We start from the raw sequence: 21,314 nt of genomic DNA, 5'->3' as shown, positions 1-21,314 counted from the left end.
ATACCTGGGGCTATAAGGGCTTGTCGGCTTCGATGGTCGGCACCACCACTTGCTGCGGGAAGGGGCCGAAGGGAAACGGCTTGTCATTGGTGGCATAGGACAAATATTGAGCGATTTGACCAAGATAGATCGCGAGGTTAATGCCGAAATTGAGCAGTCCGTCGATAACCTTGCCGGAAAACAGCTTCGCCAGGAATTGCACCCAGGCGATGACGAACAGCAATATGGAGCCGAAATAGAAGGCGACGCCGAAAATGATCATATAAAGCAGCCGCAGCCACGTATCCTTGTCGGAAACATTGCGCTTTAGTTCTTCTTCGGTGATCTGGGACATGGGATGCCTTTGGGCATGGGGGGAGAGGGCGCGTTGAATCCAACAAATTTTTGGGGGTTTGGCAAGAGAATAAGTCCTGGCGGCGGTTATAGCCGGTCGCCAAAAAAGAAAAGGAAAAAGGAATTCAGCAGGGGGGCCATCACGCGCTCAAAAGCGCCCGTCGCGACCAGGACAAGCACCACGAGGAGGCCGAATGGCTCCAGTTTCATATATATCCGTGCAAGGGCTCGAGGCAGCATCGCGCCCAATATCCGGCCGCCGTCGAGCGGCGGAAAGGGAATGAGATTGAAGACCATCAGCACAAGATTGATCGCCATGCCCCCTATGGCCATCTGCAGCAATATCGGATGGTCTTCGTTTTCCAATCCGGGGCCGCCGATATAAAGGGCCGCAACCAGCCAAAAGCACAGCATCACGAGATTGGCCAGCGGCCCTGCCACGGCCACGAGAATGACGCCCATGCGTCCTCCCTTGAGGTTCTGGAAATTGACCGGCACGGGCTTGGCCCAGCCGAACAGGAACGGGACGCTCGCCAGCAGCAGGATGGCGGGAATAAGCAGCGTGCCGACCGGATCGATATGCCTGACGGGGTTGAGGCTCAGGCGTCCGGCGGCGCGGGCCGTCGGATCGCCGAGGCCGTCCGCCATCCAGCCATGGGCGTATTCATGAAAGATGATCGCCGTGATGCCCGGCACCAGCCAGATACAGACTTGCAGAAGAAGGTCTGGGTCGATTGAATCCATCTATTTCTGTATGTCCTTTTTCGACGGATAGATATCCGCTTTGTATTCGGCGGCGTAGCGCTGGACGATGCTTTCGAGCAGGCCGTCATTGACCAGCTGCAGCATCGCGACATCCAGCACGTCCCTTAGCTGGAATTCGCCGCGCTTGACCGCGAGATGCTCGCCATAGACCCGCGCCGGACCGAGGTTTTCGAGGATGCGGAGCTGCTGGGCGGGAGGCTTGGTTTTATTGAAATCGTTGACGCCGCCCTTGTCGGCGAAGGTGATGTCCGCTTTCTTGGTCGTGAGCTGCATCATCAATTCCGCCGCCGACGTGATAGCCGGCATGAAAGCGGGCGTCGCGTCGGGCAGTTTTTCCTTGGCGAGGTCCATGCCGAAATCGCCCTCGATGCCGGTGGCCTTGATGTCTTTATTATTCGCCGCGTTCAGGTCTTTGTCGAAGCGCGTGTCGTCGGCGCGCGCGACGGCGTAGACGGCGCTGTAGAATTCGGGGCGGGTGGTGAAGGTCATGCCGGTATAGCGTCCCGGCGACGGCCAGATGGTCAGGCACATCACGTCGAATTTATGGGAGTCCAGGGCCACGCCGACTTCTCCGATGCCGACCTCCATGTTCCAATTGACCTTGATGCCGAGATTTTTTCCGATGGCCTCCATGATGTCGTAATTGATGCCGGACATTTTTCCGGTATTCGCGTCCTTGAGCAGATACGGCGCCCATACCGCATAACCGCAATTGATCGCGCGGGTTCGCATCACCCGGTCGAAGACGGATTCTTCGGCGCGGGCGGAGGGCGCGAGAAAACACAAAAGGGAAAAAACGACGATCGCTTTGAGAATGTTCGTCATGGCAAGGCCCTCGCGTTTTTATCGGTGAAATATCCGCCGCCATTTTGAGGAAGGCTGCCGCTTAATGCAAGGGGCCCGCGACGCTTCTTGATCTTCGGGCCCGCACTTTCTTATATCATAGCTATCTTTGCCGGCCTATGATCCGGATCGTTTTGCAGCCCTGAGGAGAAATCATGAACGAGGCGAAGAAGGGGATATCCATGGCGATACAGCCCTACCTATTTTTTGGAGGCCGTTGCGAAGAGGCGCTCGAATTTTACCAGTCGGCGCTGGGCGCTCAAGTGGACATGATCATGCGGTTCGACGAGAGCCCCGAGCCTCCTCCGCCCGGCATGTTGCAGCCGGGGTTCGAGAGTAAGGTCATGCATTCCTCTTTCCGCATCCGGGGGACGACGGTCATGGCTTCCGACGGGTGCGGCGAAGGCGCGGGATTTAGCGGGTTCTCGCTTTCCCTGTCCGTCGCGACGGAGGCCGAGGCGGCCAGCGTATTCGCGTCGCTGTCGGATGGCGGCCAGGTGCAGATGCCGCTGAACAAGACATTCTGGTCGCCCTGCTTCGGCATGCTGACCGACCGTTTCGGCGTCGGCTGGATGATTATCATGCCGCCGGAATTCGGCTAGACTTAAGCCGCGATAAAATCCAGCAACCGGCGCGTCATGCTTTTGGTCCTCGCTTTATCTTCGGCGGCCCAGACATGGATTTGGTGTCCCGCGTCCGGCACGACGGCGAATTCCTTTTTCTTCGCGTTCACGAAAGCGGCGTCATAAAGCTTCATCACGCGGTCCGGAATGACGCTGTCATTCTCGCCGATAATCAGTAGAACGCTGCCGGAAAATTTTGAGGCATGGTCGAGGACGCGGTTATTTTCAAAACTATCCGGCGTCCGCAATATTTCAGTGAACCGCTCGTCGAACGGCACGTCATAAGCCGAAGCGGCATAGAGCGCCGGGCAGAACAGAATGAGATGGTCGATCGGCGCATCCTTGATCAGTTCGGCGGCGATATACCCGCCCATGCTGTTGCCGGACAAAATGGTCGGCGCAGGCGGGCCCATGAAATGATAGGCGGCGAGCGCCTCGTTGCGCCGCTTCTCCAATGTCGATGCCGCCATGGCGCCGCTGCTCTCGCCATGGCCGGAGAAGTCGAAACAAAAGAAGCCCAGGCCCGCCTCGATGAGATCGTCCGTCAGATAGAAGACTCTTTGGCGCACGGCCTTGCCCGCGCCATGCAGCGATAAAAATTTTGTGTGAGCGGGCTTGCTGGCCGGGGTGAATTCCGAAAAGCCCAGCCTCTCCCCCTGAGCGTCGAAAAAACCATGCCGAACATTTGCGCTCATTAGGCGTTCTCCATAGTGGCTTATGCGATGAATTTTGGCGGATGGGGTGAGATTCGAACTCACGGTACCCTTGCGGGCACGCCGGTTTTCAAGACCGGAGCCATAAACCACTCGACCACCCATCCGCGCGCAGCAAAATCATACAGTTACAAGCCATTGCCGTGAAGAAAAATCGTCACCGGCTCCCAAATCGACCCTTCCATGCATTTATAGATAAGTATTACGCGCAGCCAATGCGGGTTGAAGGGTTTTCACGGCGATGTTGTCAATAAGGATGGGCATATTTATAGTGTTGCCGAAGAAGAAAAAAGACGCAAAAGAAAGGGGGGCGGAAACGTGCGGAAAGAAACCAGGATCCTTTTTGCCGGGGCGCTGTTCGCTGCCGGACTGACGATTTACCACAGTACCGGCACCCACGAAGCCGACCGCAAGCTCGCCGATATTCAAAATAGCTGCCGCAATATGTTCGCCTATAGCGCCGATATGGGCGTAAGCCAAAACTCGGGGCTGAAACCGGTCTGCACGCCCTACGAGCTGCTGCAAATGCTGAAGAACGGCGAGCCGCTGGCCGGCGTTCAGCGCTCGGTCATCATCGTCGCCCAAGAGCGCCTGGAACATGATGGCTGGCGCAAAACCGTGGCCGTGATCTTGCTGCTGTCGGCGCTGCCATGGATGATCGTGCTGTTCGCGGGAGGATACAAGAGCTTGCGCGAGCTGTCCGAGACGCTGAAAGAAGTATGGGCAAAAGTGCTGCGGGAACTGGGGTCATGAATATTCCCGCCATTGCCAATGAGCGGTGGTCGCCAATATCAAGCTTGCTTCTTCATGCCCGAAAGGCTAATGCCGAGAGCTTCCGAGACCGCTATTAGTCCCCTTCGTCTAGTGGCCCAGGACATCGCCCTCTCACGGCGGTAACACGGGTTCAAATCCCGTAGGGGACGCCATTCGGGATTATGAGGCAGTTGAGAGAACACATCGAAGGGTTTTCTCAAGGTATATCTTAGGGTTGGCCCTTCCAATTTCAGGTTCGAAAACACGAATCCGAGCAGTTGGCGCTTTTGATCTGTTTTAGAACTCTCGAACAAATCATAGCTTTTTCCGACCAAGCCGATGATGTCGCACATGGCATCCTTGAATTTGTCATCGGCCTGATCGCTGTCCTTGAGAATGAAAGCCAACTCCTGCCTGCGCCGGGCTAGTTCCTGATTCTTGGCCTTATACAGATCGGTCTCGATATGCCCGTCAACGAGCAAATCGGACAGGCGATTGCTTTTGACCGTAAGTCCCTCATGCTCGGTCCGTAGCTCTTTGATCCGGGCGCGGTGATGGTCTTTCTCGGCTTCATGGATGCGCTTGATATAGTCGGTCATTTCCGCGAGCAGTTCGTCTGGTAGCTTAAAGGATTGTAGAACGTCCCGAAGCTGCTTAACAACCCCGTCCTCCTTTACCCACATGATTTTGTCCTTGTTGGCCGGGTCACGGCTCATCAGATAGACATACCGCTTTTTTTGCAGAGCGCAGGTCACTTTACGCCCGGACACGGCGCAGGTGATCAAGCCGCGTAGCAGGAAGGGGTGCCGGGTCTTGCGGATTTCTTTCTGCGGCATGCCCGCGCTGCGTTTGCGCTGCTGGCAGGCCCGGTAAACGCTCCATTCGACCAGGGGCGCATAGCTATGAGGATATTCCTTGTCCTTGATCCGCATAACCCCGGCATAGAACGGATTGCCCAGGATATTAGCGACGGTTTGCAGTCCCAAAGGCTTGTCCTTGCGGCTTAACAAGCCCCATTCCTTGGATTTGCGGCACAATTCGGCCATTGATACCGTGCCACAAGCATATTCGGAGAATATGCGCTTGATGAGGAAGGCGCGGCTAGGGTCAGGAATGATGCTGTTGCGTCCGGTAGCCGGATCGGTGACATTCAGATAGCCAAGGGGGGCCTGGGCGATCCATTCCCCGTTCTCCAGCTTGTGTTTGATGCTGCGCCGGACGTTATCGGAAAGCTGGTCGGTATAGGACTGCGCCATGACCGTTCCCATGTTCCACATGAGCTTTTGCATGCTGTTGGCATCTTTATCGATGACATTGCCCTCGCGCACGAAATGGATTTCGAGCAGGTTCTTTTCCATAAGGGCGTTCAGAATGGGCGTATGGGTAAAACTGCGCTGGAGCCGGTCAACGCAATCGATCACCAAGGCCGTACGCTGCTTCTGCTTGCCGATGAATTCGATCATCTGCTCGAATTCCGGGCGATGGCCTTTGGTCGAGCTTTCGATGATACGAAAGACCTGCACGACTTCAAGCTCACGGCGAGCCGCGTATTCCTGGAGATTGGCAAGCTGTGCCTCAAGCGAATGACCGGCTTCCTGTTCGGCACTGGATACACGGGCGAGAATGACGGCTGGGCGCATATGGGCCTCCTGTTTTTGGACATATCAAATCAAGAAGCAATCGAAAGGCAGGGTCAATACACCCCTACGGGATTTTAGTTCTAAAAATTAGGAATTCCGGTAACTGGTTTGCTGTTTATTGCTGGAGTTTCTTGGCTTCCTTATCGATCTGTATCAGCAGATTGATGAAGTCCGCGAGATTGTGAAAGGCTTCGGCGGCTTCGTCTTCGGTAACGGGTTTCTCCGGGTAATGCTTGTTTAATATACCTTGGAAGCGCTTGTAATCGACTGTGATCATATGTCCCTCCTTTTCTTTAGCTAGAATCAAAAACGCCTCTCCCAGCGGGAAAGGCGTTGGGAATTTGAAGAGCGGCATCCTCCGCCCTCGCTCACGCTCGCTGGCAATCTTTCTTGTGGTCGCTTGCGGCCACGGAAGCGGAAGGCGCTCCATAGCGGCGCACCGCGTAGCAAGCCGCCGCGCCGCGTGGCTTGTTTTAGTGAGTTTTCAATGTTTAGAAATGGCGCGGCATAACAGCGGCGCGGACCGCTTTCCGCGCCCTCGCGGAAAGTCAACCTACTTATGTATTCATGGGTTGGCGCTACAATAAGAATAATAGTAGGCTATCTCATAGCGCTTTCAGGGATCATTCATGCTCATTCGCAAAGCCGAAGGCACTTTAACAAAAACAGAAAAGCCCATCATCAAGGGGCTGCTTGCAAGAGGATGGCGCAATCAGGATATTCAGGCTTTAGTGAATGTTCATCGCAGAGCCACGATAAATAGTGCCAGAATTACAGAGGTCAAGAATGATAGCTCCGTTAAAGCTGCGAATGACGATGACCTCGATTTCTATATTAGAAAGAAAAAAGCGTATGACCCGCACACAGGGTTAAATCTATTTGATGACGAGCGTTTGCTTCGCGCGCGTGAAGCGATGATCTTAGCAGTGCAAGCTTTTAATAATCCTGGGCTGCGTTTCAAAACAGAGGTTTTTTCAGTCCTAGCTAACATTGCATGGACATATCTTTTGCACGAATACTATCAGCGCAAGGGAATTAAAATCATCAATGACGATGGATTGTCATTACTCCTGAGTCAGATGCTTCAACGTGAAGATTGCCCGCTCTCGCAGGGCATTAAAAACAATATGACTGACGTAAAGAAAATTCGGGATACGGTAGAGCATCAGTTGCTAGGTCGCGCTGATTACAAATTTTTCCCCCTCTTTCAGGCGTGCTGTCTAAATTTTGATAAAACCTTATGTGCGCTCTTTGGCAATAATCTCTCATTAAGCAATGAGCTGTCATTGGCCTTGCAATTTGCAAAGCTAGAATTTGAGCAATTAGTGGAGCTTGAGAAACATGATATTCCCCCGCAAATTAAGGCGCTAGACGCCAGCTTACAGCAATCACACACGGAGGCAGAACTTGCTGACTTAGAATACCAATTCAAAGTCATATATACATTGCAAAGCGCGGCCAAAAGTCGTGCTCATATTCAATTTGTTCGTCCCGACTCCGCCGAGGGCAAAGAAATATGCAATGTTCTCGAAAAGAGGGTTATTTCCGACGCGCTATATCCATACAAGCCAACGGATGTATGCAAGCTGGTCATGAAGGAAACCAAAAAGAAATTTACGGTTCACAACCACTCACAGGCGCTTTCCTTATTTAAGATTCGCCCCAAAGGTAATAACCCCCAACCGGAGAACACCAATAAGGACTACTGTATCTATCACCCAATTTATAAAAGCTATTCATATTCCGAATCATGGATTGGGCGCTTGTGCGATCTGGTTGCGAGTAGTGAGGAATTCGATAAGATCAAATCCCATAAGATTTGACGGATTCCTATAAAATCCCGCAGGGCTTTCACCCTGCGGGGAAAGGAAATTTATTTACATAGATAACGTGGGCTGTTGGCCATTGGGCTTCCGGCCCTGCGTCACCTGCTGCTGCGGCTGGACATTGACGTTGACCGTGGCCTCGGCTTTGAGGTCTTTTTCTTCTTCCTGGCGGCTCCACACAAGATTGTATGCGCCGTTTTCCCTGTCCTTGAACAGAGCCGCATTGATCGGCGCGGGAAGCGCCGGGGAGTCGATACTGACGGAATAATAGGTCATGCCGTCCTTATCGCGCGGGAAGGCTGCGCCGATCTCATGCGGGTTCTGGTCGGGATCGGCAACGAGTCGATAATAACTCTTGCCGCCCTTGCTGGTCTGCGGCTCGAATAGGACGGGGACGACGCCCAGGCCAAGGCCGTAAATCCGGCCATGCAGGAAGCCGTCGCCATCCTCCCCGAAGCTGCCGATCTTGATGCTACTCTTTTTGCCGTTTTTCATTAAACGTCTCCTTGCTGTGGGTTAAACAATCCGTGCCGCATCATGCAGCGACGGCATTACCGGCCTTTGCTTTTGGCCTGTAATCTCTGGCGTTGAATGCCCTTGAGGTAACGCAGCGCGTCCGTCGCCGATGTCCAAAGCACCGTCGCGCCGCCGCGATGGCGGACGCGATAAATCCAAATCCGGCGGGATTTGAGGACAAAGCTATCGGCACGAATGCGTGGTTCATTCATGGGCGTTCCTTCCGGTGATGTGAGGTGTATCAAGAGGCCAATTCCGGCCACTTTCTGAAAAATGCGCGCGGGTCGCGGCGGCCCCAATTCTTCCAATCGAAAATCGCCGCCAGCGGCCAGCCCGTAGGCTGCGGCATGGGCCGCATCGGCATCGGTGGCGGATTGGGGCGTTCTTCTCTCGGTGTTTTGAAGCGCGGTATGTGCAACTTCGGCATTGCCGGAAGATGAGCGCTGGTCATGCGGCTTCTGCCCGATTGGCGGACGCCGTTTGCCTTGCTTCCTGGTGTATGCCGCCGCGCTTTGCCGTTACCGGCCAGAGCGCGGCCATGTTTTGACTGTCGGGGCGTAGGGCTTTTCAGCTCAAGCTCCTTTTCCATCTCCCGGCACACTTCTTTGGATTTCAGCCAATGATGGCCCGGCCAGACTGTGCGGCCAGTGACAAGGCTTACCCGGTTCCAGATAACGTGAAAATGTTGCCGCCCGTCCTTGACGTGTTCGACAATCACGCGCTGGTGATGGAACATCTGGTAGCCGTATTTTTCTTCGCAGCGGGAAACAATCGCCAAAACCTGCGCGTCGGTCAGGCGTTCATCCTTCATTGGATTGATGCTGATATGGTGCAGCGGCTTTTTGCATTTTGTAGCGCTGGCGACCTCCCACATTTTCTGAAACGCTTGGTCAAGGTTCTTGGCCGAAGGATCGCTGATTTCTATAAGGCGCGTTTTCTCGTTCTGGCCTTGCTCCTTCATATAGTCGGCGGCGGCGCGATAGCCGCCCCGGATGTGGCTTTTGATAATCAATAGGTCTTGCCTTCGGCCAAGGCTTCGCGCACGGCCCGTTGTGCCGCGATCAGCGCATACGTCAATCGCGCTAGTTCCCGTTCCCCATGATCCGGCGTCATGTTCCCGGCATTCAGGAGCCGGGCGATCTGGTTCAGGTTATTGCCCTGGCGGTTCAATTCACGCAGCATATCCTGTAACAACTGCCGCTTCATTGGGTCGATGGTAACGGCGTAGCCCGGCCCCAATATGGAGGCCCGGAAATAATCGCTCATGGTAAGACAAGATTTTTCAGCCTGTCGAACAACATATTCGCGCTCATATTCCGATAACCGGACGGCAAGCCGGAAGGCCTTTGATTTTTCGGGCTTTAGCCCGCACGCTTTCCGTTCGACAGCTTGCTGTTCGACGGAAGGCGCAACTTGCGCGTAGCTTTTATTATTGTCAGTATTTTGTTCGACAGGTTGACAAATTTCTTTTGCTGCCGATCTAAATTGAAGCCGCATATCGGACATGACATAACCTCCGCTAATGCGGGAATAAAAAAGCCGCCGTGCATGGCAACGGCGGCTTAATAGCTGGGGCGAGGTTGCGATCTATTGATTCTTGTGTTCGCAAGCCTCTGCCGCTGCCATGTGCCAACGGCTGGCAAGATCACCAAGACCGCGTTTCAACGACACAAGTTCACGCTGAAATTGGGCTGGCCTGGAATGGCCGCATATGTCGATGACCGTATTCAAATCTTCAGGCATAATGATCTTGCGGGCAAGATTCAGAAGCTTCTCGATACGAGTTTGCGGCCATGAAGCATGTTCGTCGCTCATCGGGCGATAATCCGCCCGACGGCACAACACCACGCCATGATAGGCGCGATGAAGGCGCAGCCCCGCCCGGTATTCAGCCCACCTTATGACGCCGTGGGCATGGTAGGCATCAAGCGGGCATTCCCAAACGGCGCGATACCGTCTGATAAGTCCGATTCGTGTGCTGCTCTGGATGGTATCGCAGATAACCCCGCCATTCTGGCGGCGGCGCTCCTTGGTAGGGGTGGCCCACGTTCTAAGGCCGGTAATGCCCTTTCTTCCTTTGCGCTTTGACATATGCTTTCCTCCTTAAAATACATGGTTGAATGCGAACGTCCGAACAAAACCTCTTCCCTTATATTCAAACCATAGCATGAAATTTCCGAAATGCAAGGAAAATATCCATATTGGAGTATAATAACATTCATTATGGAGTTTATTGCGCCAATAATGTCATATAAGGCGTTGATATTCCTTGTTGTGCAGTTGAAGTGAAAATAATTTCCTTGATTTATCCAATTTCGTGGTATATATATTCCATTATGATAATTTCAGGACGACAAATTCGCGGGGCGCGTGGTCTGCTTGGCTGGTCAATGGAAGACCTTGCCGACAAAACCGGGGTTAACCGCATTACCATCCGGCAAATCGAGAACGAAGATGTTCAGCCGCAGGAGCGGACGCTCGCCAGCATTTTGACGGCCTTCGATAAGGAGGGAATCGAATTTCAGGATAATGAAGGCGTCTGCATCCGCAAGCATCAGATGCGGTCATATAGCGGCAAAGCCGGATACCGCCAGTTGCTTGACCATGTCTATGAAACCGTCAAGAAAGGCGGGCGCATTCGCCAGTTCAATTTCGGCGATGATCGTTATTTTCCGCTGTCAGACGATTCCGTCGTCGAACATATCCGGCGCATGGAGGAGATCGAAGGGCTAGAGGCACGGGTTCTAGTTCAGGAAGGCGAGATAGGCACTCCCGTAAGCTATTGCAGCTATCGGACGCTGGACGCGGCGTATGCCGACATGGCTCCCTGGTATCTCTACGGCGACACCCTCATCCTGCCCTTAACCGAGGGTGGGAATAGACGGGAATGCGTTTCGATCCATTCCAAACAAGTGGCGGAACGCTATGTCCGCGAGTTCGATTTGTTCTGGAATAAGGGCAATAAGCCTTCAAAAAAGCCACGAAAGTAAAACTTGCCCATGCGGACCTGTCGTTAATTATGATAGTATAGGCGCTGATTTTCGAAATTGTTTAAGCCAAAGCATAGGGCGTGCATGATACAGCCGGATCAATTCAAAATGCGGGAGGGCGGCCTTCATACCGCCATTTTGCCCTTTGAACCGACTGTAGCCAATCATTGCCTCATGCTAGGCGGCATTCTGAGGGATGCAATTTGCCACGAAGCCAAACTTCATGACTCCGCTTTCGACGATGCAGGTTTCCGCAATGTCATGCGCGCTATGACGAGCGGAGATGTGGAGGTTCTTTTCTTCGCCGCTGCATGGGATTTATGTAAGCCAAAAATTATTGGCGCGACGATAAATTTTCGCTCTTTATCCATGCAGCGTGATGGAGACGATTTAATCGTCAAGAATGGTATTTATAGTGAGGACGTTTGTATCTTGCCATCCAGGATGCGAGGGCTAGTTGCGGAACTGCCAGAGGGGAACAAATTCCCTTCCGAGGGACTCGGCATACACTTCATTCAAGAAAGCATGAGGCATTTTGCCCAAAAGGGTATGCGTGATGGGGCAATCCCCGCCGGACAGACTTTTGAATTCGCGCCACACAATACGAAGATCGTCAAGATTCAGGAACAGCTTGGCGCAAGCTTGGGCGCGGACAGCCATAGCGGCCTCCTGCGGATCGCAGAATTGACGGATACCATCCGCAACAAATGGACTATGCCGGTCGAAATACTTGGCGTTCCCCTACCAGATGGGAGAATCGATCCGAATAATTTTATCGTGCGCTGGAGGGGAGCAAGCGGGCGGCAAAAGATCGATGCCGGGTTTACAAAAGGCATATCAACCTTCAAAGGTTCAATGGTCACGCAAGGCCAGATTATCAGCAACGGAGAATTGCCCCGCCCCGCCATGGTGGAAAGTGTTATGGCCTCCATCTTGAAAGCAGCGGAGCAAGAAATCCGTGCACGGCGATGGGGCAAATTGGATAGCCGGTTACCGAAGAAACGCAGCCCGTCGATTCCGCTGCTGGGGAACAAACGGCAGGCATACAGCGCTTTATTGGCGGTTCAAAATGACGAGCTTTTTGCTCCGCCTATTTCCGAAGGCGAAAGTGCCGTCTTTGGCGCGAAGCCTCCGCCAATGCATATTCACGCCTTGAACGAGCCGGAGATTCTTGCAGGCTTACGTTCCTTGGACGTGGAAAACCGCATGCTCGGCTCTAACGCCATGCAAACCGCTTCGCTTGACCTGGAAAAATCCGGCGCATCGAAAGGTGCCGTTCGGCCCTTAAAGCTAATAGGATCGGAAGCGGCGCATATTCCCCTGTTCTCTTTGGTCGCCTAAACCAGTCTCGCCATCGGATATAGCATGAACGACGAATTCCGAGCCCGGCTTGCCGAAGCCACCAAAATGCTTGCGGACGCAAAGAGCTTAAACGCCATAGGCAAGCATGGCGCGGCGATGAAGCTGGCCTATGAGGTTTCAGAATATGCGGCGGCTGCCTATCTATCCGGCGTGACGGGCCAGAATCTGTGGCCGAACGACGCAACCTATGATCTGTTCGCCAAAACGATACAGGAGCCGAACCGCCACCCGTCTCTTTTACCAGAAGATATAAGCACGATCAGTGCCATATGTGTTCTGCGCGAAGCGTATGAACCGGCCTTGCTCGACGAAACCACCCCTCAAGACGCTCAACAGATGATCGACCATGTGGCGGCGTTGGCAGAGTTGGTGGCGAAGATTGCCAAAAATCTATAGCGGGTCTTCAAATATTCAGTCCGCGCCGGGACAGGGAGGGAAGCTGGAAGTGCCGCCCGGCTGCCGTTCCGCCTGTTCAGCGAAAGCTGAACAGGCTCTATCGCGCGACGGCCTGCTAGAATAGCAGGCCGTCGTCCGCTCCTTTCTCCGGCGGTGGCCGGACAAAGGAGCCGCTCGTCAGCCGGGCGGCACTTCCAGCTTCCCTCCCTGTCCCTCTGCGGCGCTGTGCCGGTCTGACAAGTCAAGCGGCGAGATGGCAAAGCGCGTGACAGAATGGCAAGGCGTTTGCCGAATTGCGCATTGACGTCGGAGCGCAGCCATGCGCGGCGAGCGCCGCCGATGGGCTGGAGCCTCCCGGCGTCAAAGATAATCCGCGCGGAGTGGGCCTAACGCGCCGGATTTATCCTACCCATTTCTACATAAGCTTACTTTTTTCAATGGCCGGACGGCCGTATCGGGCGGATTTGGGAATGCCGCGGCGCGTCCATGATAGAGCGGCCCTCCCCCGGAGCATTTCGCGCCGGGTTAGAGGAGACGGTCATGAAAAAGATAACGACGAGAAGTTGGGTAGGGCGGGCGCTGGCCCTGTTGCTGATGGCGTGCGTCGGCATCGCTGGTGTTTTGAGTGCTTGCATGAGTGGCGGCGACGCGAAAAAGCTAGCCGCGACTGCTGGCCCTGTGAAGGCTGGGCTTACCGAGCCTTACGGGAAGAAAATCGTTGCGGGTCTCGAAGAGCCGCTTGTGGCGACGAGACCGCCGACGACGCGGGAGACGGAAGAGATTGACGTGGCCATTGAGGACTTTCGTCAGTCGTCTGCGCAGCCGTCCGTTGACGTGACGGAAAGCCATGCGCCGTTGATTGCCTATGCGGAGGCTCATCCGCATACGGCTTGGAGTGCGGCGGTGCAGACTAATCTGGGCCTGGCCTATTATCGAGGAGGGTATTTCTCCCGCGCTTTCACGGCCTGGACGGCGGCTTGGCAGGAAGGCCGGGCAGCGACGCAGCCGCAAGCCAAGGCGCTGATTGACCGCGCCGTGGGCGAGCTGGCGCGGATGCATGCCCGCGTAGGGCATGAGGAAGAGCTGAAAGCGCTGTTGACGGATATCGGCGACCGACCGATTTCCGGTTCGGCGACGGAGATGATTACCGGCGCTCGTGAGGGCGCAGCCCAGATGCACAACAAGCCGGGAGAGGCGTTTCTCTGCGGCTCGAAGGCGCTGGTGAATCTATTGATGTCGCGAAAGGCCGACTTGAATAAGATTGGCTTTATCGGTGAGGTGAAATCCGGCCCGCATGGATTTTCGTTCGACCAAGTGGCGGCGCTTGCTGACAAGGCGGAGCTTTCCTATCGGCTCGTTCATCGAGAGCCGGGGCAGGAAATTCCGGTTCCTTCGGTCGTGAATTGGAAGGTGAAGCACTACGCTGCGATTGTCAGCGAAGATAATGGGAGGTTCCACGTCAAAGACCCGACTTTCGGCGGCGACCTTTTGATTAGCCGGAATGCCATTGATGCGGAGAGCAGCGGATATTTCTTAGTGCCGACTGATGCGGTTCAAGACCGCAAATGGCGGACTGTGGATATCGTGTCGCCGGAGGCGCGGCAAGTCTATGGAATGGGCTACACCAGTAGTTCGCAGTCGGGAACGACGGTTCCTTACGGGACTAAGATTAACGCCGATAGCGGAGTATCGGCGGAAGCGCCGACGGCAGCGCCGAAGTGCACCCACGGCATGTGCGGGGCGAATGCCCACAGCATGGCGGTTAGTCTGAATCTGACCGACACCCCGATTGGCTATCAGCCGCAAAAGGGGCCGGGTGTATTCGTGAGCCTGACCTATAATCAGCGGGAAGATAGCCAGCCCGCGACTTTCGGCTTTTTCAATGTTGGGCCGAAATGGACGATGAATACATTGTCCTATATTGAGGATGACCCGACTTCGGCTGGAAGCAGCGTTAGCCGCTATGTGGCGGGCGGCGGTTCAGTGAATTACTTCGGTTATGTTGGGTCGTACGTCCCCATAACTTACAGTTCGACTACCGGACTTTTTACGCCGGAGGAAACGACGCAGGCGGTGCTGAAGCGTGTTCCGGCTACCGGTACGCTGACGCAATATGAGCTTAACTTCCCTGGAGGCGGCCAGCATATCTATGCAGCGGTGGATGGGGCGACGACTTCCCCGCGCCGCGTGTTCCTGACGCAAATTCAGGATGCCTGGGGTAACGCCTTGACCTTCACCTATGATGGTCAGTTGCGCTTGACCACGATAACGGACGCGACGGGACGCGATACGACTTTCAGTTACGGCGCGACTGACCCGTTGCTTGTGACTGGAGTCGAGGATCCGTTCGGGCGGACGGTGGCATTGGCCTATGATGGTAGTGGGAGACTCGATTCCATTACCGATGTCATCGGGATTACTTCATCGTTCAGTTACGATGGCGGCGGTCTCGTGGATGCAATGACGACGCCCTACGGAACGAGCAGTTTCGTTTTTGGGACGAATACCGATCCTTACGGCAATCCGACGACTCGTTATCTGGAAATAACCGATCCGATGAACTTCACGGAACGGCTTGAATATCGGCACGAGGCGCCGGGAATTGCATCAAGGGATGATGAGGCCATCATTCCCGAGAGTGCGGCGTATCCTTTTCCGAGCTTCTATTACTTCTTTTACAGCAATAATTTCTACACGAATCACGAGCGCAACTCTTACTTTTGGGACAAGCATGTCTATCCCACCTACGGAACGGGAGGCGGTAAAGACTATACGAAGGCGCTGCGAATGCACTGGCTGCACAATACCAGTGGGCAGACAGCTCCAATTGTGGAGACGGTCAAATATCCGCTCGAAAATCCTGTATGGTTCAATTATCTGGACGGCTACATCCGCGCCACGGGGTCTATCGATAAGCCTGCCAGCGTTGCTCGTGTGCTGGATGACGGAACGACGCATCTGATTGCCACAGACTACAATGTTATTGGCAAGCCGCTGACTGTGACCGACCCGCTGGGGCGGACGCTGAAATTCACTCATGCGGTGGGCGGCGTTGATACAACCAAGGTGGAGAGGCAAGTTTCATCGACGCCGACCTGGGTGACGTTGGCGCAGTTCGGGAGTTATACCAATCACCAGCCCGGCACTTACACCGACGCGGCGGGCGAAGTGACGAACTATGCCTACAACGCCGATGGGCAGCTCATCTACTCGACCGACGCGCTGAACCAAACGACGTTCCGGGAGTATGACGGATACGGAAGGCTGACGCGGGTGACGGTGCCCTATGCCGTCGCTTTTGGCAGCGTGACCTACGGTACGACGAACGCGCTGGCCGCGACGAAGGAGAGTTACAGTTACGACGCCTATGACCGGATTGGCACGCTGACGGACTCGGAAGGCCGCGCCGAGACGTACAGCTACAACGCGCTGGATATGCTGACTCAGGTCACCTATCCGGACAGCACGACGGATATCTACACCTACGACTCGACGCGAAAGCTGAATTTGAACAGCCACACTGACCGGCTCGGACGGACGACGAGCTATACTTACGATAATAATCAACGATTGCTCTCAGTCACCGAGCCGATCACCAGCGCGCCGCTCAGCAGAACGACGAGCTACACCTATTACGACAACGGCGCGCTTCACACGCTGACGGACGCGAACGGCAATGTGACGACGTGGGATATCGATGTCCAGAGTCGTCCGACAGTGAAGACTTTCCCTGATTCAACGACGGAGACTTACGCCTACGAAAACACCACGTCGCGGCTCAAGAGCGTGACGGATGCGCTAGGTCAAATCAAAACATACACCTACAACACGGCTGACGAACTGACGGGCATCGGCTACACGAACGAGGTGAACAGCACCCCGGACGTGACGTTCGCCTATGACACATGGTATCCGCGCCGGACATCGATGGTGGACGGCATCGGCACGACGGCGTGGAGCTATATCGCGGTGGGCACGGACGGCGCGCTGCAACTGCAAACCGAGAACGGCCCGTTCGCGTCGAACGACTCCATCACCTACACCTACGACGCGCTGGGAAGGGAGAGTACGCGCACGATATCCGGCGGCAATGAGAGCCTGACCTACGACACGCTGGGGCGGGTGGCGACGCATGTGAACAGCCTGGGCACGTTCACCTACGGCTACAACGGCAGCACGAGCCAGATGACGACGCGAACGCTGAACGGCACGAGCATCGGGACGACCTGGGCCTACGACACGAACACCAATGACCGAAGGCTGACGAGCATCACGAACGCGAACGGCCTCAGCGGCACCAGTAAGCCGAGGAACTACGCCTATACATGGAGCGGCGGCAATCCGTACAACGTGACGAGCGTCGCGGAGAGCAACGGGCCGTGGTCATCCCAAACATGGAGCTACAGCTACGACCTCAGCGACCGGCTCACGGCGGCAACGACCGGCAGCCCGACGAGCTGGAACTTCGCCTATACGCGGGACAAGCTGGACAACATCACGTCGCTGACGCGAAGCGCGGGCAGCGCGGGCGGCGGATGGACGAAGAGCGCGAACAACGTGAACCAGCTGACGGGAGCGGGCACGCCGACCTACGACGCGGCGGGAGAGGTAACGGACGACTACAAGCTGTACCGCCAGAGCTGGGACGCGGAACACCGGATGATAAAGGCGGAGTACAAGACAAGCTGGGGCGCGACCACCTACACGAGCCAGAAGACGGAGTTCAAATATGACGGCCTCGGACGCCGCACGGTAGAGACTGAATACGACAACACCGGCGCATTCTCATACGAGTGGCACTTCGCATGGTGCGGAGACGAGATATGCCAGGTGCGCTGGTCGTGGAGCGAAATCGTCGCGCGGCGGTATTTCCCGGAAGGGCAATACGCGCTGGATACGGGCAAGAAGCATGTGCACATGCCGGACATGCTTGGTTCGGTCAGAGACATCGTGAATGTGAGTACGAGTGCCGTAGACTTCTCAATTGACCACGGCCCCGACGGAGAAACCATAAGAACGAACGGGAGCGTCTGGCCGGACCATCATTTCGCAGGAATGTTCCAGGCTGGGCCATACAACGCCATTATGACCCGCTATCGCATTCTCGACCCGTTCTATCTGACCTGGCAGAGCCGAGACCCTATCGGAGAGGCAGGAGGTATTAACCTGTATGCGTACACGGGGGGTAATCCCATCATGCGAGTGGACAGGGATGGAAGGTTTTTCTTTCTTGTGCTTCTTGGATATAGTGTTGAAGCTGCATTAGCAGACTTGGCAGTCGTAGGAGGCATGGGCTGGGCAACGCACCAGTTGGAAATAAGGCACTTCCACACACAGTGTTTAGCGATAGTGGAGAACAGAAGACTGCGAAGCCTGAGGTGGAGCAAAAGCCGCAGGGTTGCCCCGCTGGCACAAAACCGATAAACAAGGATAGACGCACCAAGGATCGAGTTCATGACATTAAACGCAGGGTTTACGGTGGTGCTGGTGCGCAAGATTGGATTGGGGTTAGCCCTGACGGTCAAATTTGGGTGAATGAAGGAGGAGAAGCCGTGCCTCTGGGTGACTATAAGGATTTTTTGCCATGAAACCACTCTCCCGCTTCCAAGTGTCTTTCTGGATTGGACATCCCAGTGTTGATCCAGAGGAAATTTCTGCGGCTTTAGAGTTGCAGCCCTTTGGCATGGCGCGAGCGGGAGAGCCAAGAAAGACCCCAAAAGGTAATCCGGTGCCAGGGGTTAATAAACTGACGACTTGGAGACATCACTTGCTTATTACGACAGGAACTCGTCTTCCAGATGCTCTCAGTCAGTTCAATAAAACTCTTAGCGGAAAGGCTGAATATCTTCGTGGGCTTGTTAACACCGGCGGTACGCTTGAGTACTTTATTGGTGCGTTCATGGAGGATAATCGTATTGAGGAACTGTCTTGGCAGTTGCTGAAGGAATGTGCTGACCTTCAGATTAGCTTGACGCTTGATATGTATCCGCAGGAACAGGCCATGGAATAGGCCGTCACTAGAGAACGAAAGGCCCGACGCTCACAAGGCGTCGGGCCTTTTGCTTTTGACCGTAGCCCGTCCCGGTCGCCGTGGCGGGCTTTTCTATGTCCTGTTCTCGCCATGGTTGTCGCCGAGCTTCCTGCCCGCCTTTGGGTAGTCTGTAGCTCGGTCTGGGTTCTCCTCCTCCGGCTTACGCTAAGGCTTCGGTAGGCTCGCCGCCGTGGCGCTTGCTGCGCCCGCGCCCCCTTCGCCCCCCTTGGGCTGCGTTTGGGGGGATTAGGGCTGGTTACCTGACCCTGGTTCTGCTTCTGGCCGTTTACTTTTGACCCCGTTACCGAGTTATCCCCAAGCTTTTTGGCTTGATGCCCGTTGCTGGACTCTTTCTGGTTGCATCGAGAAATCTTTTCTTATTGAATTGACTTCATCGCGTTTGGTGCGACTAACAAGTAGGGAGTTTCGTCAGACGTTCGTTAATTTCGCAAGCCTAATGATTATCGCGAAGCGTTTCCAAGCAGTCCGTCGCCGCTCCTAATTTGTGATTTCTATCCACAGCCCATTAATCTTTCCGCCTGCCTTCGTACCGCCTGCCCGAATATTAATACTGAGCATTTGAGGGGAGTTATTATGCAGCCATCCGCCGCCCGAATACGCCCTCAAATCCACCATACAATCGTACCCTCTCCGCGCGAAAAGCGCGTGACCGTCCGTTTTTCCGATGCCGAATATGAGGCTCTGGCCGCTGCGGCCCGCGCCGTCGGCACGACCGTCGGCGACTATCTGCGCAGGCCGGTTCTTGCGGAACGGGGGGCGGTAGCGCCGGAGTCCCTGGCGGCGCTGGTGGCTCAGATGAACCGGGCGAACGGTATTCTGCGTAAGATCGTTGACGAGGACGAGCGCCCGGTAGCGGCGGCGATCCTGCATGACATGGCGCGGCTGGTGACGGCGCTGAACCACCGCTTTGTGGGGCCCTAATGCATCCATGATCTGCAAAGGTCATACCCATTCCAGCGGCAAACGCCTCGCCCGATACCTGATGCAAGAACCGGGGGTGCTGGTCTACCAGTTGCGGGGCTTCGCCGCCGATAACATATACGATGCGCTTGCCAGCATCGACCTCATGGGGAAGGCGACGCGAAGCAAGCGGCCCATCCTTCATGCGATGATGCGGCTGCGGCCCGGTGAGTCCATAACACCCAAGAAATGGGAACACTGCACCGACCGGGCCGAGGGCGTGCTCGATCTCGCTGGCCATGCGCGGGGGATCGTGATGCACTCCACTCCCGACGGCGGCTTGCATATCCATGTTTTCTGGAACCGCATCGACGAACAGACGATGAAGGTCAAGAAAGAGGGGCTTAGCCGCCGCAAGCTGCGGCGATTGGCGCGGCAGCTGGAATGGGAACTTGGGTTTTCGCCGGTGCCTGACCAGCGCCCGCAAGAAAAAGGCCCCGCCCCGGTACGATGGGAAGTGGAGCAGGCGAAGCGTCTCGGCCTGGACGTGGAAGCGTTCCGGGCCAGGATCGGCGGTCTTTTGGATGACGCCGCCGATGGACGGGCCTTTGCGATGGGGCTTGCGGATCATGGGCTGATCCTGGCGCGGGGCGACCGCGCGGCATTCGTGATGCTGGATCGCAAAGGCAATGTTAATGGGCTAGCTCGGCTCTTGAACATGAAGCCGGACGAGCTTGACCGGCGGCTACGCGACATCGACCATGCAAGGCTTGCCGGTGTCGAGGATGTGCGTAAGGCGCTGAAAATCCAGAAAGCCGAGATTGCCGCGCAGAAGCGTGGAGAACTGGCGAAGCTAGTAATCGTTCTGCCTGCGGCGGCGGAGAAAGCAGCACCGGAGGCGGCGGCAGAGGAACAAACAACGCCGGAACAGCGCAAACCCGCTGAAGTCCGCAAAGAACTGGCGCGGGAGAAGAAAGCACTTCTCGACCGCAAACGTGGCATCCGTGCCGCATGGAAGCGGGAACAGAAAGCCATTTGCCGGAACAACCGCGCGGTGATCCGCGACGCGTGGGCGGCGACGAACTCCGGCAAGTCGTTCGTTCAGCTTTTGGCGGCGGGAGGCATGACGCTGGCACGCGGACGCCGAAATTCCTACGCCGTCACCGACGCGCAGGGCGTAAAACATCCGCTGACCAAACTTCTCCGCTTCGCGGCGTCGGAGATTCACGGATGGCTGAAGGACTTCACGCGCATGCCCGCATCCGCGCCGAAAGGCAAAAAGGCATCCACCATCCAGGCCGAATTCCGGCAGCAGCAAGCGGCGCTATGCAAGCATGACCGCGCCGCGATACGCCAGGCGTGGCGCGAATCCAAAACCGCCGCCGCCTTCACGCAAATGCTTGCCGCGCGTGACATGATCCTCAAGCACGGGCCGCGCGATTCTTATGCCGTCATGGACGTGCAGGGCGTCAAGCATGCGTTGCCCAAACTGCTGCACGTACAAGCGGCGGAAGTTCGCAAGAAGCTGAAGAAATTCGATTCCAGCTAAAGGCCGTCTACGGGAAGCGTTTGATTTTCCGACCGATGCAAGACAGGCACAAA

At 55.5% G+C, this 21,314-nt stretch carries 21 protein-coding genes and 2 tRNA genes; 12 read left to right on the top strand and 11 right to left on the bottom strand.

All coding sequences use genetic code 11. The features are described from left to right. Nucleotides 1-10 precede the first annotated feature (10 nt). The 3 genes from WDO70_06105 to WDO70_06095 form a co-directional block, all read right to left on the bottom strand. Nucleotides 11-334 carry a DUF4389 domain-containing protein gene (locus WDO70_06105; protein ID MEJ0062770.1) on the bottom strand — a complete coding sequence of 108 codons (324 nt, stop codon included), beginning with the start codon at nucleotides 332-334 and terminating at the stop codon, nucleotides 11-13. A gap of 86 nt (nucleotides 335-420) precedes the next feature. Beyond that, nucleotides 421-1,077, bottom strand: a complete 657-nt coding sequence (locus WDO70_06100) for a site-2 protease family protein (GenBank protein ID MEJ0062769.1) — start codon at nucleotides 1,075-1,077, stop codon at nucleotides 421-423. Then, nucleotides 1,078-1,923 carry a transporter substrate-binding domain-containing protein gene (locus WDO70_06095; protein ID MEJ0062768.1) on the bottom strand — a complete coding sequence of 282 codons (846 nt, stop codon included), beginning with the start codon at nucleotides 1,921-1,923 and terminating at the stop codon, nucleotides 1,078-1,080. Nucleotides 1,924-2,123: 200 nt separating this feature from the next. On the opposite strand from WDO70_06095, the gene WDO70_06090 reads away from it, so the two are divergent. Beyond that, complete coding sequence (locus tag WDO70_06090; GenBank protein MEJ0062767.1) at nucleotides 2,124-2,543, top strand: VOC family protein; 420 nt, start codon at nucleotides 2,124-2,126, stop codon at nucleotides 2,541-2,543. Nucleotides 2,544-2,545: 2 nt separating this feature from the next. Here WDO70_06090 and WDO70_06085 read toward each other — a convergent pair whose 3' ends face one another. Together WDO70_06085 and WDO70_06080 are read right to left on the bottom strand one after the other, a co-directional pair. Next, the gene (locus WDO70_06085; GenBank protein MEJ0062766.1) at nucleotides 2,546-3,259 is read right to left on the bottom strand and encodes an alpha/beta fold hydrolase; all 714 of its coding nucleotides are present in this window, start codon (nucleotides 3,257-3,259) and stop codon (nucleotides 2,546-2,548) included. Nucleotides 3,260-3,294: 35 nt separating this feature from the next. After that, nucleotides 3,295-3,384, bottom strand: a tRNA-Ser gene (locus WDO70_06080). A 211-nt stretch (nucleotides 3,385-3,595) separates the two neighbouring features. Between WDO70_06080 and WDO70_06075 the strand changes: the two genes are divergently transcribed. The 3 genes from WDO70_06075 to WDO70_06065 all read left to right on the top strand — a co-directional run bounded on the left by WDO70_06075 (nucleotide 3,596) and on the right by WDO70_06065 (nucleotide 5,748). After that, nucleotides 3,596-4,030, top strand: a complete 435-nt coding sequence (locus WDO70_06075; GenBank protein MEJ0062765.1) for a hypothetical protein — start codon at nucleotides 3,596-3,598, stop codon at nucleotides 4,028-4,030. Between the two features lie 97 nt (nucleotides 4,031-4,127). Continuing rightward, a tRNA-Glu gene (locus WDO70_06070) sits at nucleotides 4,128-4,203 on the top strand. A 1,026-nt stretch (nucleotides 4,204-5,229) separates the two neighbouring features. After that, entirely contained in the window at nucleotides 5,230-5,748 is a 519-nt protein-coding gene (locus WDO70_06065; GenBank protein ID MEJ0062764.1) for a hypothetical protein, read from the top strand. Nucleotides 5,749-5,785: 37 nt separating this feature from the next. On the opposite strand, the gene WDO70_06060 is transcribed toward WDO70_06065, so the two are convergent. Beyond that, nucleotides 5,786-5,947, bottom strand: a complete 162-nt coding sequence (locus WDO70_06060; GenBank protein MEJ0062763.1) for a hypothetical protein — start codon at nucleotides 5,945-5,947, stop codon at nucleotides 5,786-5,788. A gap of 352 nt (nucleotides 5,948-6,299) precedes the next feature. On the opposite strand from WDO70_06060, the gene WDO70_06055 reads away from it, so the two are divergent. Further along, nucleotides 6,300-7,493 carry a DUF3644 domain-containing protein gene (locus tag WDO70_06055; GenBank protein MEJ0062762.1) on the top strand — a complete coding sequence of 398 codons (1,194 nt, stop codon included), beginning with the start codon at nucleotides 6,300-6,302 and terminating at the stop codon, nucleotides 7,491-7,493. A gap of 54 nt (nucleotides 7,494-7,547) precedes the next feature. On the opposite strand, the gene WDO70_06050 is transcribed toward WDO70_06055, so the two are convergent. From WDO70_06050 to WDO70_06030, 5 genes are all read right to left on the bottom strand, one after another. Then, nucleotides 7,548-7,991 carry a DUF736 domain-containing protein gene (locus tag WDO70_06050; GenBank protein MEJ0062761.1) on the bottom strand — a complete coding sequence of 148 codons (444 nt, stop codon included), beginning with the start codon at nucleotides 7,989-7,991 and terminating at the stop codon, nucleotides 7,548-7,550. Between the two features lie 56 nt (nucleotides 7,992-8,047). After that, nucleotides 8,048-8,224: a hypothetical protein gene (locus tag WDO70_06045; protein MEJ0062760.1), complete on the bottom strand. Its 177-nt coding sequence runs from the start codon at nucleotides 8,222-8,224 to the stop codon at nucleotides 8,048-8,050. 29 nt (nucleotides 8,225-8,253) lie between these two features. Beyond that, the gene (locus WDO70_06040; protein ID MEJ0062759.1) at nucleotides 8,254-9,024 is read right to left on the bottom strand and encodes a relaxase/mobilization nuclease domain-containing protein; all 771 of its coding nucleotides are present in this window, start codon (nucleotides 9,022-9,024) and stop codon (nucleotides 8,254-8,256) included. Next, nucleotides 9,021-9,518, bottom strand: coding sequence for a plasmid mobilization relaxosome protein MobC (gene mobC / locus WDO70_06035; GenBank protein MEJ0062758.1), 498 nt, complete (start codon nucleotides 9,516-9,518; stop codon nucleotides 9,021-9,023). Before mobC ends, WDO70_06040 begins: the two co-directional genes overlap by 4 nt. An 81-nt stretch (nucleotides 9,519-9,599) precedes the next feature. Further along, a complete protein-coding gene (locus WDO70_06030; GenBank protein ID MEJ0062757.1) occupies nucleotides 9,600-10,103 on the bottom strand; it encodes a hypothetical protein in 504 nt (167 codons plus the stop codon). A gap of 245 nt (nucleotides 10,104-10,348) precedes the next feature. Between WDO70_06030 and WDO70_06025 the strand changes: the two genes are divergently transcribed. The 7 genes from WDO70_06025 (at nucleotide 10,349) to WDO70_05995 (ending at nucleotide 21,261) form a co-directional block, all read left to right on the top strand. Continuing rightward, nucleotides 10,349-11,002 carry a helix-turn-helix transcriptional regulator gene (locus WDO70_06025; GenBank protein ID MEJ0062756.1) on the top strand — a complete coding sequence of 218 codons (654 nt, stop codon included), beginning with the start codon at nucleotides 10,349-10,351 and terminating at the stop codon, nucleotides 11,000-11,002. Between the two features lie 84 nt (nucleotides 11,003-11,086). After that, nucleotides 11,087-12,343, top strand: a complete 1,257-nt coding sequence (locus tag WDO70_06020) for a hypothetical protein (GenBank protein ID MEJ0062755.1) — start codon at nucleotides 11,087-11,089, stop codon at nucleotides 12,341-12,343. Between the two features lie 24 nt (nucleotides 12,344-12,367). Continuing rightward, nucleotides 12,368-12,760 (top strand): hypothetical protein, encoded by a 393-nt coding sequence (locus WDO70_06015; GenBank protein ID MEJ0062754.1) that lies wholly within the window; start codon nucleotides 12,368-12,370, stop codon nucleotides 12,758-12,760. A 540-nt stretch (nucleotides 12,761-13,300) separates the two neighbouring features. Beyond that, a complete protein-coding gene (locus tag WDO70_06010) occupies nucleotides 13,301-18,184 on the top strand; it encodes an RHS repeat-associated core domain-containing protein (GenBank protein ID MEJ0062753.1) in 4,884 nt (1,627 codons plus the stop codon). 160 nt (nucleotides 18,185-18,344) lie between these two features. Beyond that, a complete protein-coding gene (locus WDO70_06005) occupies nucleotides 18,345-18,770 on the top strand; it encodes a DUF4279 domain-containing protein (GenBank protein MEJ0062752.1) in 426 nt (141 codons plus the stop codon). A 687-nt stretch (nucleotides 18,771-19,457) separates the two neighbouring features. After that, nucleotides 19,458-19,733: a hypothetical protein gene (locus WDO70_06000; GenBank protein ID MEJ0062751.1), complete on the top strand. Its 276-nt coding sequence runs from the start codon at nucleotides 19,458-19,460 to the stop codon at nucleotides 19,731-19,733. A 7-nt stretch (nucleotides 19,734-19,740) separates the two neighbouring features. Then, nucleotides 19,741-21,261: a relaxase/mobilization nuclease domain-containing protein gene (locus WDO70_05995; protein ID MEJ0062750.1), complete on the top strand. Its 1,521-nt coding sequence runs from the start codon at nucleotides 19,741-19,743 to the stop codon at nucleotides 21,259-21,261. Nucleotides 21,262-21,314 lie beyond the last annotated feature (53 nt).

It is taken from the genome of Alphaproteobacteria bacterium (assembly GCA_037200005.1).
Classification (GTDB): domain Bacteria; phylum Pseudomonadota; class Alphaproteobacteria; order UBA9219; family RFNS01; genus JBBCGY01.
The sequence above is the reverse complement of the archived record's forward strand: the minus strand, read 5'-3'. Positions and strand labels throughout refer to the sequence as shown.